Source organism: Paenibacillus sp. FSL K6-2859 (genome assembly GCF_038008265.1).
Lineage (GTDB): Bacteria > Bacillota > Bacilli > Paenibacillales > Paenibacillaceae > Paenibacillus_AQ > Paenibacillus_AQ nitricinens.
In genome coordinates, this window is sequence record NZ_JBBOYU010000001.1 from 5988455 (window position 1) to 6004454 (window position 16000).

General features: G+C 44.2%; 20 protein-coding genes. 1 reads left to right on the forward strand and 19 read right to left on the reverse strand.

Annotated features, from left to right (window positions below):
• Positions 1-11: 11 nt before the first annotated feature.
• Entirely contained in the window at positions 12-890 is an 879-nt protein-coding gene (locus tag MHB64_RS26640; RefSeq protein WP_341135740.1) for a nucleotidyltransferase-like protein, read from the reverse strand.
• A 127-nt stretch (positions 891-1017) separates the two neighbouring features.
• Here MHB64_RS26640 and MHB64_RS26645 point away from each other — a divergent pair, with 127 nt between their 5' ends.
• Entirely contained in the window at positions 1018-1383 is a 366-nt protein-coding gene (locus tag MHB64_RS26645) for a DUF2614 family zinc ribbon-containing protein (RefSeq protein ID WP_094872397.1), read from the forward strand.
• A gap of 113 nt (positions 1384-1496) precedes the next feature.
• On the opposite strand, the gene MHB64_RS26650 is transcribed toward MHB64_RS26645, so the two are convergent.
• The 18 genes from MHB64_RS26650 to MHB64_RS26735 all read right to left on the reverse strand — a co-directional run bounded on the left by MHB64_RS26650 (position 1497) and on the right by MHB64_RS26735 (position 15970).
• Positions 1497-3218, reverse strand: coding sequence for a glycosyl hydrolase family 18 protein (locus MHB64_RS26650; protein WP_341135741.1), 1722 nt, complete (start codon positions 3216-3218; stop codon positions 1497-1499).
• A 244-nt stretch (positions 3219-3462) separates the two neighbouring features.
• Positions 3463-3894: a Fur family transcriptional regulator gene (locus MHB64_RS26655; protein ID WP_094872400.1), complete on the reverse strand. Its 432-nt coding sequence runs from the start codon at positions 3892-3894 to the stop codon at positions 3463-3465.
• 126 nt (positions 3895-4020) lie between these two features.
• Positions 4021-5931, reverse strand: coding sequence for a DUF4097 family beta strand repeat-containing protein (locus tag MHB64_RS26660; protein ID WP_341135742.1), 1911 nt, complete (start codon positions 5929-5931; stop codon positions 4021-4023).
• Positions 5932-5977: 46 nt separating this feature from the next.
• Complete coding sequence (locus MHB64_RS26665; RefSeq protein WP_094872402.1) at positions 5978-6448, reverse strand: GNAT family N-acetyltransferase; 471 nt, start codon at positions 6446-6448, stop codon at positions 5978-5980.
• Between the two features lie 142 nt (positions 6449-6590).
• Positions 6591-8036 carry an Asp-tRNA(Asn)/Glu-tRNA(Gln) amidotransferase subunit GatB gene (gene gatB / locus MHB64_RS26670; protein WP_094878638.1) on the reverse strand — a complete coding sequence of 482 codons (1446 nt, stop codon included), beginning with the start codon at positions 8034-8036 and terminating at the stop codon, positions 6591-6593.
• A gap of 11 nt (positions 8037-8047) precedes the next feature.
• Positions 8048-9505 (reverse strand): Asp-tRNA(Asn)/Glu-tRNA(Gln) amidotransferase subunit GatA, encoded by a 1458-nt coding sequence (gene gatA / locus MHB64_RS26675; RefSeq protein WP_094872405.1) that lies wholly within the window; start codon positions 9503-9505, stop codon positions 8048-8050.
• A 27-nt stretch (positions 9506-9532) separates the two neighbouring features.
• The gene (gene gatC, locus MHB64_RS26680; protein WP_094878640.1) at positions 9533-9820 is read right to left on the reverse strand and encodes an Asp-tRNA(Asn)/Glu-tRNA(Gln) amidotransferase subunit GatC; all 288 of its coding nucleotides are present in this window, start codon (positions 9818-9820) and stop codon (positions 9533-9535) included.
• Positions 9821-9942: 122 nt separating this feature from the next.
• Positions 9943-10326, reverse strand: coding sequence for an ATPase (locus MHB64_RS26685; protein ID WP_094872408.1), 384 nt, complete (start codon positions 10324-10326; stop codon positions 9943-9945).
• 244 nt (positions 10327-10570) lie between these two features.
• The gene (locus MHB64_RS26690; protein WP_341135743.1) at positions 10571-11341 is read right to left on the reverse strand and encodes an ABC transporter permease subunit; all 771 of its coding nucleotides are present in this window, start codon (positions 11339-11341) and stop codon (positions 10571-10573) included.
• A complete protein-coding gene (locus MHB64_RS26695) occupies positions 11338-12252 on the reverse strand; it encodes an ABC transporter ATP-binding protein (protein ID WP_094872411.1) in 915 nt (304 codons plus the stop codon). Before MHB64_RS26695 ends, MHB64_RS26690 begins: the two co-directional genes overlap by 4 nt.
• Positions 12252-12443: a PLD nuclease N-terminal domain-containing protein gene (locus MHB64_RS26700; protein ID WP_094872413.1), complete on the reverse strand. Its 192-nt coding sequence runs from the start codon at positions 12441-12443 to the stop codon at positions 12252-12254. The genes MHB64_RS26695 and MHB64_RS26700 overlap by 1 nt, the downstream gene beginning before the upstream one ends.
• Positions 12444-12495: 52 nt before the next feature.
• Positions 12496-12708 (reverse strand): hypothetical protein, encoded by a 213-nt coding sequence (locus MHB64_RS26705; RefSeq protein ID WP_094872414.1) that lies wholly within the window; start codon positions 12706-12708, stop codon positions 12496-12498.
• A complete protein-coding gene (locus tag MHB64_RS26710) occupies positions 12705-13040 on the reverse strand; it encodes a YxlC family protein (RefSeq protein WP_094872416.1) in 336 nt (111 codons plus the stop codon). The genes MHB64_RS26705 and MHB64_RS26710 overlap by 4 nt, the downstream gene beginning before the upstream one ends.
• Positions 13027-13572: an RNA polymerase sigma factor SigY gene (gene sigY, locus MHB64_RS26715; RefSeq protein ID WP_094872418.1), complete on the reverse strand. Its 546-nt coding sequence runs from the start codon at positions 13570-13572 to the stop codon at positions 13027-13029. Before sigY ends, MHB64_RS26710 begins: the two co-directional genes overlap by 14 nt.
• Before the next feature lie 75 nt (positions 13573-13647).
• Entirely contained in the window at positions 13648-13971 is a 324-nt protein-coding gene (locus MHB64_RS26720) for a hypothetical protein (protein WP_341135744.1), read from the reverse strand.
• Positions 13972-14157: 186 nt separating this feature from the next.
• Positions 14158-14787 carry an MBL fold metallo-hydrolase gene (locus tag MHB64_RS26725; RefSeq protein ID WP_094872421.1) on the reverse strand — a complete coding sequence of 210 codons (630 nt, stop codon included), beginning with the start codon at positions 14785-14787 and terminating at the stop codon, positions 14158-14160.
• 5 nt (positions 14788-14792) lie between these two features.
• On the reverse strand, positions 14793-15359 hold the full coding sequence (locus tag MHB64_RS26730) for a thioredoxin family protein (RefSeq protein WP_341135745.1): 567 nt from the start codon (positions 15357-15359) through the stop codon (positions 14793-14795).
• The gene (locus tag MHB64_RS26735) at positions 15356-15970 is read right to left on the reverse strand and encodes a DedA family protein (RefSeq protein WP_094872424.1); all 615 of its coding nucleotides are present in this window, start codon (positions 15968-15970) and stop codon (positions 15356-15358) included. Before MHB64_RS26735 ends, MHB64_RS26730 begins: the two co-directional genes overlap by 4 nt.
• Positions 15971-16000 lie beyond the last annotated feature (30 nt).

Below are 16000 nucleotides of genomic sequence, written 5' to 3' on the forward strand. Positions count from 1 at the left end.
TAATTTCTTCTCTATAAGGTATATCGGATCGCATGACCCTCTCCCCCATGACCGTCAGCCCATAAAGTAATCTCACGGATTAGCGATCGAGAAACAAGCTTTCGTAAAACTAGGGGCAACTCAGCCTCTAATTGACACAGGCCAGAATGCTGTAGTAATTCTTTTATACTCCACGCTTCCTTACGGCTATTCAGAATATTAAAAAGCAATGCACAACAATCCGTCATTTTGGACATGATCCCAAATTCACACGCTAGAAGTACAAGCTCTACTCTTTGTTCTAAGGTCTCCGTGCTGATGGTTAGTTCCTCATATAGTTTATGGACTGAGGTGTTCATACTTTTAACCTGCTCCCAAATAGCCGGCTCTGGAAATGAACCAGATTCACTCACTTCTATTCTTGCCCAATGATATAGTGCCATCAATACACAGTTATACGAATCCATAATGTAGCCAGCTTCTATATACCGTTTAGATTTCATATACAAATGCAAGAATCGTGCAAACTCCATGAACTCCACTCGTTCCTTAAGAGGCCCTTCAAATTGTAAAATCTCCCGTCGCATATCCCCTAGTATTCCTTTGGGATCCCAAATCACTTCCCCAATCATCAAACTAGTAAGGAGCTCGTTATTATCTCCCGCCATGACAGCCCTCTCCAAAGCGGAAAGGCCAATATGGACTGACTGGGTCCGTGTGTCACCGGCAATGGTGTGGCGAACAATACGTTCTAAATCCTGTTCCTCATGTAAAACTAACACAACCATATCAAAATCGTGAAGTAGTGCGCTTTGAAAAGGAGTACTCCCTTTCTGCCGCAAAGCGACAGCTCCTAAAACATTTTCTTCAAACGTTTCTCCACTCAACAAAGTTACATTGGATAATTCCATGCTTCCCTCCATTAAATTTGGCGAATTTGCGTCCAGTCAGTTATAATTCAGTTATAATTATTATTCTACATATGAAAGACAGTTCCTTCTGGACAACCCAACTATATTTAGTTAGGAGCAAACACTCATGAAGTTTAAAACGGCTAAGATCAACGCTTTTCGCACATGGGGATTACTGCTCACAATGCTCGGAATGGGACTTATGGTTTTGGGTACAGCAGGCATCGTATTCTGGGGATCAACCGGGAAAGTATTCGCCGGAATCGGACTTGTAATCGGTTTAATTTCCATGATGGCAAGTCTTGCGATCTATTTCTGGGCTGGTATGCTCTCAACGAGTGCTGTTCAGCTAGAGTGCCCTGAATGTCACAAGCTGACCAAGATGCTCGGTAAAACAGACCGCTGTATGTTCTGTCACACCATTCTTACTATGGATCCTGCTGAGGCCACCATTACTGCGGATCAGCTTGAGCATCAGCAACTAAACCGCTAAACACACCTTACAGAGGCTCATTACTAACTAGTTAAAATGCACTCAAATATTTGCTAATACAACAAAGAGGCCCCCGATATGGGAGCCTCTTTGTTTGCTATAAATAATTATGATTACTTATGAATCTCTTGTAATGCTTCCCATGCTGACGGATTGCTAAAGCTCCGATTCCATGATCCGATGCCTCCAAGCCCCATGGACTCAGCAAGCTCAACTCTTGATTTTAAGCTCACCTTATCTTCTATCCATATTTTCTTAAGAGCGCCATCTTCCTTGTACTCTACGTAATTCTGCCCAGCATCCTTATCAAATGTAGGAGTTAGCTTCTTCTCTTTGATAATTTTTTCAACGGCATTCATACTAACCGATTTGGAGCTTACCTTTGTCTTACCATCTACTTGTGCCTCAGTCCAGATGCGGGTGTACAATGGGATCCCCAAAATCATCTTCTCAGGCGGCACATTGTCTTCCTCTATGATCCGGCTTATTGAATTCTCTACCCAAGGTAAGGAGGCAACAGAGCCCGCGATAGGGCTAGCCGCCCAATGTTCATCATAAGCCATCACGATTAGATAATCGACTAATGACCCCAGAGCCTTACGATCAAGGAATGCTGACCACATCTCGCTATTAGATTTAGGTGTCACGTCTATGGAGACGATTAGATTCTTAGCCTGAGCCATCGGTTTTAGCTCTCTCATAAATTGAGTGACATTCTCTCCGTCCTTCGTATACACATTCTCAAAATCGATATTAATTCCATCCAAATTATATAAATCCGAATACTCTAAGATCTGCACGATTGCATTCATCCGTTTCTCATAGGTGGACAATGCCTCAGTAGTCATGTCTGGCTCGAAGCTATTGCTAAGCAACCCCCATACCTCTAATCCGCGCCCATGCGCCCACTGCACATACGCACTGTCGGCCTGACTGCGCACATTGCCATCACCATCTATAATACTAAACCAGGTGGGGCTAGCCACGTTAACGCCTGGTAGCTCACCGAAGGTTTCTGGGTTAGGTTTGCGTTGGTAAACAGCCTCCCAATACAAATTCACTGACTTCCCTTTCCAGTTACGTTCAGCACGTGTTGGTGTGGATTTTTTCGGTTCCACTGTCTTTTGACCATCCCGAACAATGTCACTTGCCTTGGCATAACCTGCATACCCGCTGCTTAATTGTACAAATAGCCAGTCCTTATTTTCTTCATTCCAAATATTCACGACTGCCCCTGGAGACATATCCGCAACTATAGGTGCGTGAATGGATGCCTCATTTCGTAGAGCTACTGACTTGTCGCCTTTTTCACCTTTAACTTTTCCTAGCGAGACAGACTCTCCTGCCGTCATTAGTAATATTGCTCCGGTATTTGTATCCTCCTGTATTTCAAACCCATATAGATCTTCTAATACATCCGCAGGAAGGTAGGTCACTTTCTCCTTTACTTCAGGCGCTAACCGCAGCTGCAACGGACGATTATTCAGACTAGCATCAGTTTTATCCTCCTGCATGTAAAGGAGCTCACTATCCGTTGATAAAATGACCGATTTGGTCTTCTCTTCATAACGAATGGAAGGATCCACATACTCTTGCAACAATGGTAATGGTAATAGCATGCTATCCCCAGTTCCAGAGGCAGAATAACCTGTATGCTCTCCTTTTACAAAGATGGGATGCGCTTGAGCTTTCCAATCTACATCTATGTGCTGACGATTTGGCAATACATAAAACACTACCCAATATGCTGCTGCTACAATGATTAAGAGTCCAAATAAACGCCTAAAAAAACCTCCGCGCTTTTTGACGCGCCTCTGTCCCAGTCTTCTGTCCAAAATATATCCTCCAGATAATAATATGATTTTTAATAGATTCTAACATTACGATTATAACATCCACTTGGTTTCGTATAACCAGTAGAAAATAGTCATTTATCCTACAAATTGTTATATTCAAGTAGAAACGACATTGTCGTCTTTATATTTTTATAAAAATAAAAACGTGAGTCCTCCGCTTTCGGATTTCGCACGTTTATTGTGGCCACTTGGTATATCACCTTGACACCGTTCTATTCTAGTCTTAATGCTGCTTCTCTTTACAACTTTCGCAAAATCCATGCAGTTCCATACGCAATCCTGTAATCTTAAAGCCTGTAGCTTGCTCAGCATGCAGCTCTACATCCCTAAGCGAAGGATAACTGAAATCCTCAATCTTACCGCATTGTTGACAGATAACATGATAATGATCAGACACATTGGCATCAAAACGGCTGGAGCTATCCCCATAGGTCAACTCACGAACCATGCCAGCTTCCATAAACATCTTGAGATTATTATATACGGTTGCCACGCTCATGCTCGGAAATTTAGGCTCTAATGCCCGATATATATCGTCAGCTGTAGGATGATTCATTGCTTCCATCAAATACGTGAGAATCGCATGACGCTGGGGCGTTATACGGACACCTGTTGTTTTTAATTGTTCCAATGCATGTTGTACGCCACTCCCCATGACTGTCACCGCCTTTTAAATTTAAAAATAAAAAAAATATTTCTTATAATTGTAAGACTGGGTTTTCAATCTTGTCAACGAAGTCGATACATTATATTCATTATTATATAAGAAAAATTACTTTTTTCAATAACCTCTCACATTTAAGTTGCTGTTTCCCTCAACCTGAATCTTGAACTCACCTGTGCCCACTTCACCAGATATCTTCTTCTTATCAATGGTTAAGATAGGTAAATCTGAAATAATATCGCCATATCCACTTGAGCCATTCAACTTATAGTTCCCTAACTGCGGCAAATACAATTGAATATCGCCAACTGCACTATAAATGTCCCAGTCTCCTCCGACTTCATGTGAACGAACATCAATGATGCCATTCAAGGATTCTGCATGCAGCTTCGACCTAGCTCCATCAATCTCTAAATTACCATTTTTGCTAGAAATATCGATCTCGGCTTCATTCCCGGATGCACCGATATTGCCAACTGCCGTTGATAATTTCAAGGCTCCTGTGACATTCCATGCATTCATATTGCCACCGCTCGTTGATAAATCAACACTGCCCTGGACGGATCTCGCACGCACAGCTCCATTCAGTGTTTTGCCTTTCACATTACCAAAGATACGATGAAGAATAAGTTCTCCATTCCCCGTTTCCAGCGAAATATCTTCGATCGCTTCTATGTTCTGCAGGGTGATCCCACCATTCATAGTACGAACATCGAGGTTAAACCGGCGGTCCTCCGGCAAAGAAATGTCCAAATCCATTCGCGGCTGACGCTTACCTGATTCTCCATAAGCCTTGCTGTTTGAAGTGATTTTTATGGTTGGTCCTTCAACAACGTTCACAAAGGACTGCTCCGAAATGGCTTCAGCCATCGGACCCTCCAATTGATCTACCCAAACTGTAGTAGTAATTTGAATATTATCTACAGGTGCCCGATGCAATAAAATATCCCCATTAATACCATCAACGGATATTTTAGCTGTATTTAACTTCACTGGAACAATAAGCGGAGCTTTCTGAAATTTGCTTCCCTTCGCCTCGCCATAGTCGACTGCAGCTGCTGTAAGGTTGAGACTCACATTTTTCCACAGATATAAATAATGTTCTTGTTCGGCAACGATAAACACACTCGCAGCAAGCAATATAGCAGATAAAAGGCCGCGTAAATCCAATCTGATTCTTGTTCCCTTTTGTACAAAGCCTGAACGACCAGAGAAGAAATACATGAACAGGAACTCAATCCCCCATAACACTGGGATGACCGGCCACCACTTCAAGAGTAAAAGCATATAATCCGACCCGTCTCTGCAATCCAGAAACAACGGGATGGCAATAGCAATAAGCAAGACCGATGCTGTATATCTTCCTACACGCCGGTTATGAGACTCATTTTTTTTGCGCGAAACGATTCCTCTGACAATTTCTCTTACTCCTATATATATACCACCACATAATAAAACGGCAGACACGGCCACTTCGGAGTAATGCTCAATAAAAAATTGCAGCCATGCCGGCTTTTGGCGAAACAAAATGAGAACTGCTCCCCCTAAAAGAAGTAGAAATCCAAAGGATACGCCAGGTTCACTGACGATGCTACGACGCTTAGGAGGTGTATTTATATTTGCCATAGGATCATCAAGCTCTTGATCTTCAGGGTAACGAAGAATCTTGTCCGCTGATTGCAGTACATCATACACATTATAGAAATATATCGCCGGAATAATTAGTGCAAGTAAAATCAGCAATGGAACATTAATCTGCATTCCAATGGATGAGAAATATATTAAAGCTGAGATATCCAATAGTATCAAGAATATAAAGGTAATTCCTTTGCGGAGAAGCCCAAAGTATAAGTGCCCAGTTCCTGGGATGAGAGCTGCCAATAGTCCAGCGATAAATTTGCGTTTGCGGCGGCGCCGCTTTGGACGTGGAGGGATTATCTTCTTCTGAATCTCACTCTCCGTAGTCTCAAGAACGGCTGAACCCCGCTGCTCTTCCTGCGCTGAGAGCATTGCAGAGTCATTTGTCATATCTCGGCTCCTCCTTTCGTAAACAACGATCTGTGTAAATGCTTCTTCAAAGTGAACCACTCCGATAAAAATCAATCAATTCCACACCGGGAGCAACTTCCTGCGATCCCATAGGTACAAAACCATGCTTGCTGTACAAAGATACGGCAGGCAAGTTTAGCTTCCCCGTAGATACGATATATTGCTCCATCCCTGAAAAATGTTCAAATACATATTCCAAAAGACTGCTTGCAATCCCTCTACGGAAAAAGTCCGGTCCCACCATCATCCGCGTAATCGTGAGTTTACCCGGGGATTCTTCTTCTATAGCAATAGCACCCATCAGTTCTTCATCTTCATCAAAGCAGCCGTAAAAACCCTCTTTAGAGTGGCTGAGCATCTCTCTCGTCTCCATGAGTGGTGGGATCTCACGGAACCCTATTAATTCAGCTTCTAGTCGGTAGGCCTTATGCTGGAGGCTCCATAGTTCATTAATGGTACTATCATCCTGGAGGTTTAGCTTAATAATTGTATTCATCCCTACTAGTCCCCTTATATGCCGCTAAGGGCCTGCCGTTGCCGACAAGCCCTTAGCTTATTACATAAGTATTTTACCCCAAGTCTAAACACCTTTGGCGTCCTTTTATGGACGGCAAGCGTTTATACGAGAAATACAAGGTTTAGCTGCTCAATACCTCGATCAGAAGTTTATTCGCAAGACCTGGATTTGCCTTACCTTTACTTTCTTTCATAACTTGTCCTACGAGGAAACCGATTGCTTTCTGTTTACCTGCTTTATAATCTTCCACTGATTGTGGATTAGCAGCTACGACAGCTTCCACAATTCCTTTAATGGCACCTTCATCACTGATTTGTACCAGACCTTTTTCCTCAACGATTGCAGCAGGCAATTTACCGCTTTCTAGCATTTCTTTAAATACCGTTTTAGCGATCTTGTTGCTGATTGTTCCGCCTGCAATGAGGCCAATCATTTCCCCGAGCCCTTGTGGCGTAATTTTGACCTGAGACAATTCCAGGTTATTACTATTCAAATAAGCAAGCAGTTCACCCATGATCCAGTTAGCTACAGCCTTGGCATCCTGCGTATAAGTAAGACATTCTTCGAAAAAGTCCGCTAAAGGTTTAGAGGAAGTGATCACACCAGCATCATAAGCTGTAAGACCCAGTTCTTCACTGTAGCGAGCTTGTCTTGCATCCGGTAATTCCGGGATCGTCGAACGAATGGATTCTTTCCAGGCATCGTCAATATGCAGCACGATCAGATCCGGATCTGGGAAGTAACGATAATCGTGCGCTTCCTCTTTCCCACGCATAGATAAAGTTTTCCCTTGGGCTTCATCCCAGCGGCGAGTCTCTTGTACAACTACTCCACCATCATCCAGGATCTCAGCCTGACGATATTGTTCATACTCCAGTCCACGCAGCACACCGCGGAAGGAGTTCATGTTCTTAAGCTCTGCTCTAATACCGAATTCCTCTTGGCCTTCTGGGCGTAGACTGATGTTCGCGTCACAGCGCATCGATCCTTCTTCCATCTTCACATCCGATACGTCGCAGTATTGCATAATGGCACGGATTTTTTCCAGATAAGCACGAGCTTCCTCTGGGGAGCGCAAGTCTGGCTCAGATACGATTTCGATAAGTGGAGTTCCCACCCGGTTAAAATCGACAAGCGAAGCAAAACCGCCATCTACGTGCGTCAGCTTACCCGCATCCTCTTCCAAATGTAGACGAGTAATGCCGATCCGTTTGGTCTCTCCATTGACTTCAATGTCAATCCAGCCGTTCAAACCGATAGGTTGATCAAATTGTGAGATCTGATAGGCTTTCGGAGAATCGGGGTAAAAATAGTTCTTGCGGTCAAATTTACTAACATCACCGATGGTGCAGTTCAGCGCCATCGCTGCTTTCATAGCGTAATTTACCGCTTGTTTGTTGAGCACTGGCAATACGCCAGGGTGACCCAGGCAGACAGGACAGGTATGCGTGTTAGGCGGGGCTCCAAATTCAGTGGAGCATCCGCAAAAGATTTTGGAGTTGGTATGAAGCTCTACGTGAACCTCTAAGCCGATGACCGTTTCGTATTTAGACATAAGTAATCCCATTCCCTCCTTTACTACAGCTGTGGACGCTGCTTATGATGATCAGTATTTTGTTCAAAAGCGTGAGCAACACGCAGAATCGTACTCTCGTCAAACTCTTTACCGATTATTTGCAGGCCTACTGGCATGCCTTCCGCAAAGCCACAAGGAACGCTAACGGCAGGAATACCCGCCAAGCTCACAGGAATCGTAAGAATATCGTTCAGATACATAGTCAGCGGATCTTCCGTTTGTGAACCTAATTTGAATGCTGTAGTAGGCGCTGTTGGGCCGATGACCACATCATATTTTTTAAAGATGTCATCAAAATCCTGTTTAATCAAAGTGCGCACCTTTTGCGCTTTTAAATAATAAGCATCATAATATCCAGAGCTTAGTGCATAAGTCCCCAGCATAATACGACGTTTTACCTCAGGACCAAAGCCGCGACTGCGGGAATTTTGATACAGATCGAGCAATCCTCCACCTTCATCTACACGTACGCCATAACGTACACCGTCAAACCGGGCAAGGTTCGATGAAGCTTCCGATGAAGACAGCAAATAATAAGCCGCTACTGCATATTCCGTATGTGGTAATGAAACTTCCTCCCAGACAGCGCCCATTCCTTCCAGCACCTTAAGTGCGGACAAGACCGTCTCACGAACAGAAGCATCGACACCCGCTCCCAGGTATTCCTTAGGTACAGCGATACGAAGACCGGAAACATCACCAGTCAGCGAACTCAAATAATCAGGAATGTCTACCTTAGCTGAAGTAGAGTCCTGTGCATCATAACCAGCAATCGCTTGAAGAACATATGCAGAATCTTCTACATTACGCGTAAGCGGGCCAATCTGATCCAGAGAGGAAGCAAAGGCTACCAAACCGTAACGTGACACAAGGCCGTAGGTAGGTTTGAGACCTACAACGCCGCAATAGGAGGCTGGCTGGCGGATGGAACCCCCAGTATCAGAACCTAATGAGAAGAACACTTCACCCGCAGCTACGGCTGCAGCAGATCCACCGCTGGAACCGCCAGGCACACGCTCTAGATCCCAAGGATTGCGTACGGGACCAAAGCTTGAGTTCTCGTTAGAACCGCCCATCGCGAATTCATCCATATTCAACTTACCAATGGTTACGGCATCTGCTTGCTGCAGTTTTGAAGCAACAGTAGCGTTGTAAATCGGTTGGAAATTGTTTAGAAATTGGCTGGCACAGGTCGTACGCAGTCCTTTCGTTACAATATTATCCTTAATTCCCGCAGGAAGACCAAAAAGCAACCCACGTGCTGCTCCGGATGCCAGTTTGTCGTCCAAAGCGCGTGCGGTGCTACGAGCGCCCTCCTCGTTCAAGGTCAAAAATGCATTTACTTTCTTATCCCGCTCAGCGATAACCGCCAGCGATTCTTCAGTCAGTTCACTGACCGATACCTCTTTAGCAGTTAACATGCGATGTACTTCAGGCAATCGATTTTGAAACAGGCTCAAGATTCTTCCCCCTTTCTAATTATGTAGTTATTCCAAAACAGCCGGAACCTTGAAATGTCCGTCTTCATCATCAGGTGCGTTAAGAAGTGCTTCCGCTTGCGTTAGGCTTTCCTTCACAACATCCTCACGCATCACATTACTGACCTGCAGTACATGCGTGGTCGGCTTCACATTCTCCGTATCTAGCTCATTCAACTTCTCAGCATATTGTAAAATAGCATTCATTTGTTCTGTAAAGGTTGCCTCTTCTTCCGGGCTCAATTGCAGACGAGCCAGCTTGGCCACATGCTGCACATCTTTAACGGTAATGCTCATAAGATAAATCCCTCCTAATTAAAGGGCTAAAGTGCCCGGATAACGTTTTTAATTATATTGTAGAAGCTTAGACAATTCAATGATGGGGTTATAACAAAAAAGCCGGCTTTCGCCGGCCTTCCTTAAATCCAAGCTCTAAGATTCACTTGTTTAATGAAATCTGCTTGGGACATGCTTTCGCTTGACGTTGTTTCCGTCTCTTCTGTATCCATATCTTCACCGTTCATCAAATGATGGAACAGCTTCTCATTGTACGTGGACAAAGCATAATCAATTAACGCTTCATGCGTTGCTCTTTCAGCCTCAGCTACTAATAAATGTTCTTCCGCCTCAATGTCTTCAGCCGGAACATAAAAGTTCCTATTGGCTTCCGGTACACGTATAACATAGTCAAACGCATTATCGGGATTGCGGTCGTAAGCAATTAGGTAGCCGTATTCCCCGATAGGAAGACTCTGCTCAAAAGCGTCCGCAACAATGACAATCTTTTCTCCTAAACGCAGCATCGCCCTACCTCCTGACCCCAAAATCTATCATGATTTTGCTTGTTTCAACAGTCTACTAAAAAAAGATAGAACTGTCTAGCGGCAGGCCAGACGATCCTGAAAATTGTACCAAGCAATAACGCCTTCGGCGTCCCCTAAGGAAGATACGCGTTTATGCGAGAAATAGAAGGATAATGTATAGCGTGAAACTTATACTTTCTTATATTTTAAAATATACTATATTCGATACAGCACAGCTTAATAATCAATTGGGAAGGTTGTTCTTTCTTGTCAAAAGCGCGGCCCCAACAAGGCAAATTAGGATCAATACACCGGCAGAAAGATATGGACCTGCTCTAAAGCCCTCTCCATCTGTAAGAATACCTGCTGACAGCCCGGAAAGTCCTGCGGGTGTCCAGTCAAACCATGAAGGCAATAAGCTTAAGCCTAATGACAATCCAGCCATTAACGCCAGTGCTAAAAAAGCGGCTACTGGAGGTCTTAAAAAGGCACTAAACAACAACGTAGCCGAGACAACACATATTAACCACAAACCATATACCCCTGAAGCTGTGATAACCTCGCCCCATGATAGCGATCCAATTAGCTGCTCCGTGTAATAAGCTGCACCCGCTGCACCCAATCCAAGCGCAACAACAAGCAGGGTCAGTTGAGCTGTCCATTTAGCGATCACTATGGCCGCGGGAGAAACCGGTCTTACTAGAATTAACTCCATAGTTCCGCTATAGCGTTCTCCAGCTAAAGTATTCATCGAGCCTAGCGCCAATACCAGCATTCCAATTGTTCCATACTGTCCCAGTGCTTGCGCCATCACAACTGCGGCACTCGGTATTTCATACCCTTCCAGCAGACCTGGGGGCACATCCCCGGAGGCTTTTAATATTTCCGGCAAATAATAAGTGGTTAAAGGCTGCATAATGCCTAAAATGATGAACACGACAGGTATCCAGATTAGCTTATAACTGCGAGCCATCTCGAGCATTTCTTTTCGATAAAGGACCCAGGTGCTGCTCATACGCCCACCACCTTCATAAATAAATCCTCTAATGTGGAAGAGCCTGCTTCAAATTGCAGCAATGGAATTTCGAGCTGCGCTGCTTCTTGCAAAATCGTCTGGCGGGCCTTTTCCACATTATTCACATTAAAAACCGCATGATCTCCAAACAACTCCGACTCCAGTACAAACGGCTTGGAGGCAAGAGATTCCAGCCACTGAATGGCTTCTTTGTGCTTCTCGGTACGTAAACGAATAACAGGAAGGCTGTATTGTGAACGAAGCTGCGACAAAGACCCCTGCTCAGCAATGTGTCCATGATTCATTAAAATAATATCGTCACAAATCTCTTCCGCATCATGCAGCACATGCGTGGAGAAAACTACCGTTGTCTCTTCACGTATTTCTCGCAGCAATTCCATCACTTCCCTGCGGCCGATCGGATCAAGTGCAGATACGGGCTCATCCAGTAAAAGCAGTCGAGGGCGATGCACAAGTGCCTGTGCGAGACCCAACCGCTGCTTCATCCCCCCGGAATACCCACCAATCTTGCGGCGTGCATCGTCTTTGAGGCCTACACGCATAAGCGATTCCAAAGCGCTGCTTGTTGCTTCTTTAGCTCCCATTCCACTAAGCTTTGCAGCAAACACAACATACTCCTGTCCAGTCATCCAACCGTAAAAGGCTGGGGATTGCGGTACATATCCTAGTCCTCTGCGATATTCTGATCCAGGACGGCTCCCCTCAAACGAAATCATTCCAGAGGTAGGTTCTAGAAGACCTGCCAGCATACGTAGTGTGGTCGTCTTGCCTGCACCATTGGGCCCTAGTAAGGCAACACATCTTCCTTTTTCAATATCAAAGCTTATATCATGTACGGAAATATGCGCCCCATAGCTTTTGCGTATATTTGTAACTTGAAGGAGTGACATTAGACATCTTTCCTTCCTATCGTGAAATAAGCTACGCTGCCTAATATATTTCCGAAAATAATGACTATAATCCACAACCATTTTGGACCGCGCACTTTATCTGCTTTGGCTAAAGAAATCAAACCGATAATAGCCAGTAAAGCCTGCAAAATGATCAACGGCATAATTAATCCCCATTTTACATCTTCCATGAATTACCACTCCTTTTGTGTTATGAAAGGAACGAGCTCATATCCCGGACCTTTACAACTTCTTTCGCCTACGTCTTTCCGGTAGAATGACAACAAGTAAATAGACCAAAGCAGGTGAAGGAACTGTAGTTATAGCCCATAGACCCCAGAACCAGGCTTTTCTTCCGCGTCGTCTTGCATCCCGGAATAGCCATGTCCCTTGCAGCATTAATGCTATAGCTATGCAAAACCATAACCATAGGGGCACATCCTGCAGCTCATTCATTCTTGCGCACCTTCTCTGTTTCTCCTAATCCTCGCTATTCCTAGAGCACTGAGTCCCGCAATAGGAATAATCGCTTGAATAATCCAATAGATTATCGGTGCAGAACCGAGAATGGATAGAAATACGCTGACCAGGATCAAAGATATGCCCCAGAATAACAGCAGCTCTTTACGTTCCATGCTCTTTCTATGCACAGAGGCATCAACCATTAACCTCTCCAGTTCCTGTAATGAAGGTGGTGTGATGTCATTATATTGTGCATCTAACCGGTCAAGCTCATTTGAAAGCTTGTGCAAATACATCTCAGGCTCCTTATCTTTATCCTTCTCCATCCTCATTCAGCTCCTTTCGTAGTTGGTTAAGACCAAGGGATACACGCGACTTGACTGTACCTGAAGGAACTCGCATGATCTCGCCAATTTCGTCATAACTATAGCCATAGTAATGCTTCAATAGCACAGCCACTCTTTGTGCAGAGGGTAATCTGGAGAGGGAATCCAGCACTTCACTCCACTCTTCCCCTCTGCTCTCAAATCGCCAACGAATCGAACGGATCCCCTGTTCCTGCTGCTCCCGCTGTTTCCATTCCGCTTCACGCTTCCAGCGCCGCTTGCGATCAATAAATATTCTGGTGGCAATTGTGATTAACCAAGAGGAAAAGGAAGAAGTTCCGTTATAGGTGCTGATCTTCTCCATACATCTGACCATGGTGTCCTGTACAAGATCCTCTGCCAGCAACGGGTCCATGGTCACCTTGATTAAATATTTGAATAAAAAAGTATAGTGTTCTCGCAGCAGTGAAGACAATGCTGAAGTATCTCCCTGCTGTGCCCGTCTGATTCTCTCCAGCGACTGATCGCTCATCTGCCCCTCCATTCAAGATTTCGTTTCTATTTGTAGTACGAATATGTATTATGAATCGTTCATTCTACTTAATAATTATTTTTTGAGATCCCACAACTTGCGCCGCCAGGGCTGAATGATCCCTTCCCTTCCCGGAAAATGCCAAAAAAGAGACGTCCTTCTGATCTCGTCTCCTGAAACCACTGATAATCCCCCGTAAACCCCACTGGTCTCCTGAAGCAAGCCATTACGAAGATCCTTATTTTCAAATTGTATGTCTCTAAGTTCTTCGGATGCACAAAAGCCAGCCTTTCCTGGACACTCCGAAAAAAATCGGCAATTACTGCTGCAAAAATGGTTCCATTTCTCCTTGGAGTCATACCAACCATAGTCCAGCGGGTAGTATATATTCTTCTCCATTCTACTTCCCTCCATGCTTTCAAGCCTATATGAAGACAAAAAAAAGAACGCAAACCGGGATTAATTCCGCAGTCTGCGTGCTTCGCGAGGTAAAAGTTACATTTAATTAACCTCATTCTAGTCCTTTTGTAGTCTTTTGTCTATTAAAACTTCCTCGGTTTTTGTCGGTTCTACTAGAACCAACGTTTATTGAGGAACATAAGGGTTGCGAATCTTTTCAAATCCAATGGTTGTACGTGGACCATGTCCTGGATAAACCTTCACTTCATCATCCATTTTGTATAGCTTGCCACGAATAGAATCAAACAGATCTCGTTCCCTACCACCAGGCAAATCTGTGCGTCCAACTCCCATTTTAAAGAGTACATCTCCGGAGAATAGATCATTTCCACAAAGGAAACTTACACTGCCTGGAGAGTGACCAGGTGTATGGTATACACGGAAAGTGTGTCCAATGAACTGCAGAACTTGCCCTTCTGCCAGATCATATTCCGCAGGATCTGTAGCTAGAGGAGGTGACACCTCCGACCACATTAGTGAACCGTTCAGCTTGGGGCTGCTTAGCCATTCACTTTCAAGTGGATGTAAATAAACAGGACATTTCTTAGCTTTACGAATTTCATCCACACCGCCCATATGATCAAAATGTGCATGTGTTAACAAAATAGCTTCGATTTCCATTCCTTCGATACTCCGCACTAACGCAGCAGGATTCATACCGGGATCTATGATGATACCCTTCGCAGGATCCGCACCTGTCAGTAAGTAGGCATTCGTCTGAAGCGGACCCAGATTAAATGAACGAATATTTAGCATCTGCCCTAGAATCCGGAAATCAGACTACGCAGTTCTTTGGCAATCATTGTCTGATATTCCGTTCCTTCCCCATAAGCTTGCCCCATTGCTGTACGTGCTTCTGCGATTTTGCTGTCGTAATCAGCGGCCTCACGATCAGGATTCTCACGTTTGAACTCTCTCATTATACGCTGCACATGCTCTGGTCTAGGACCCCAATGTCCGAGCACATATCCGCCAGTGTCCGCAAAAATCACGACGGGTACAGATCTTCCACCCATGGTCAAGAAATTATCCATAAGATCCAGATTCTCTTCCAAAATGAATACCTCTGTCTTCATACCCGCCGTCTCCAGAATACGGAATACAGCAGGAATGTTGCGTACTACGTCTCCACACCAATCCGCTGCCAGGATTAGTACCCGCAAATCGTCTCGGTGGTTCAGACTTTCGAAATATTCCTTATCGTTCTCATCTTCCCAAGTAAACTTCTCATACCAGGATTCAAAGGCCTGTTGGTTCTTCGTCATACTTTCTACGAATTGGCGCGGTGTTAGGCCTTTTCCAAACTTTTGAGCTACATTCTGCTTCATTTTGTAGTCCCCTTTTTCTTGGATTTGTACCATTTAAACACAAAGTAAATGATGATCAGAGCGATCGCTACAAGAATAATTTCGTTGGTATACTTAGCGGCTACTTGGTCAATATCTTCCCATTTATTCCCCAAGGTCATCCCCAGATATACAAACAATGCACTCCATGGAATAACAGCAAGCGTAGTCAACAAAGTAAACTTACCTAAAGGCATACGAGAAATACCCGCTGGAACAGAAATGGCATGGCGAACAATGGGAATAAAACGTGCTGTAAAGATTACGCCCGTCCCGTATTTATTGAACCACTCTTCCGAATGGTCAATATGCTTCTTTTGAATAAAAATATATTTGCCGTATTTCTCGAGAAAAGGTCTGCCACCGTAACGACCAATCCAATATACAAAAATCTGTGCAATGACTCCGCCGATCGTACCGAATAATACGGCACCAAAAAAATTAATATCTCCATTCCATACTAAAAAGCCACCGAAAGCCAGTACGATTTCACTCGGGATGACTTCAATCATAAGTCCGATCATAATCCCAAAATAACCAAGACTTTGAATCCATTCAAACAATGTTGAGATCAGATCAGAAATAATATGCAACCGTGCTCCTCCTCCATTTTCTGCAGAATA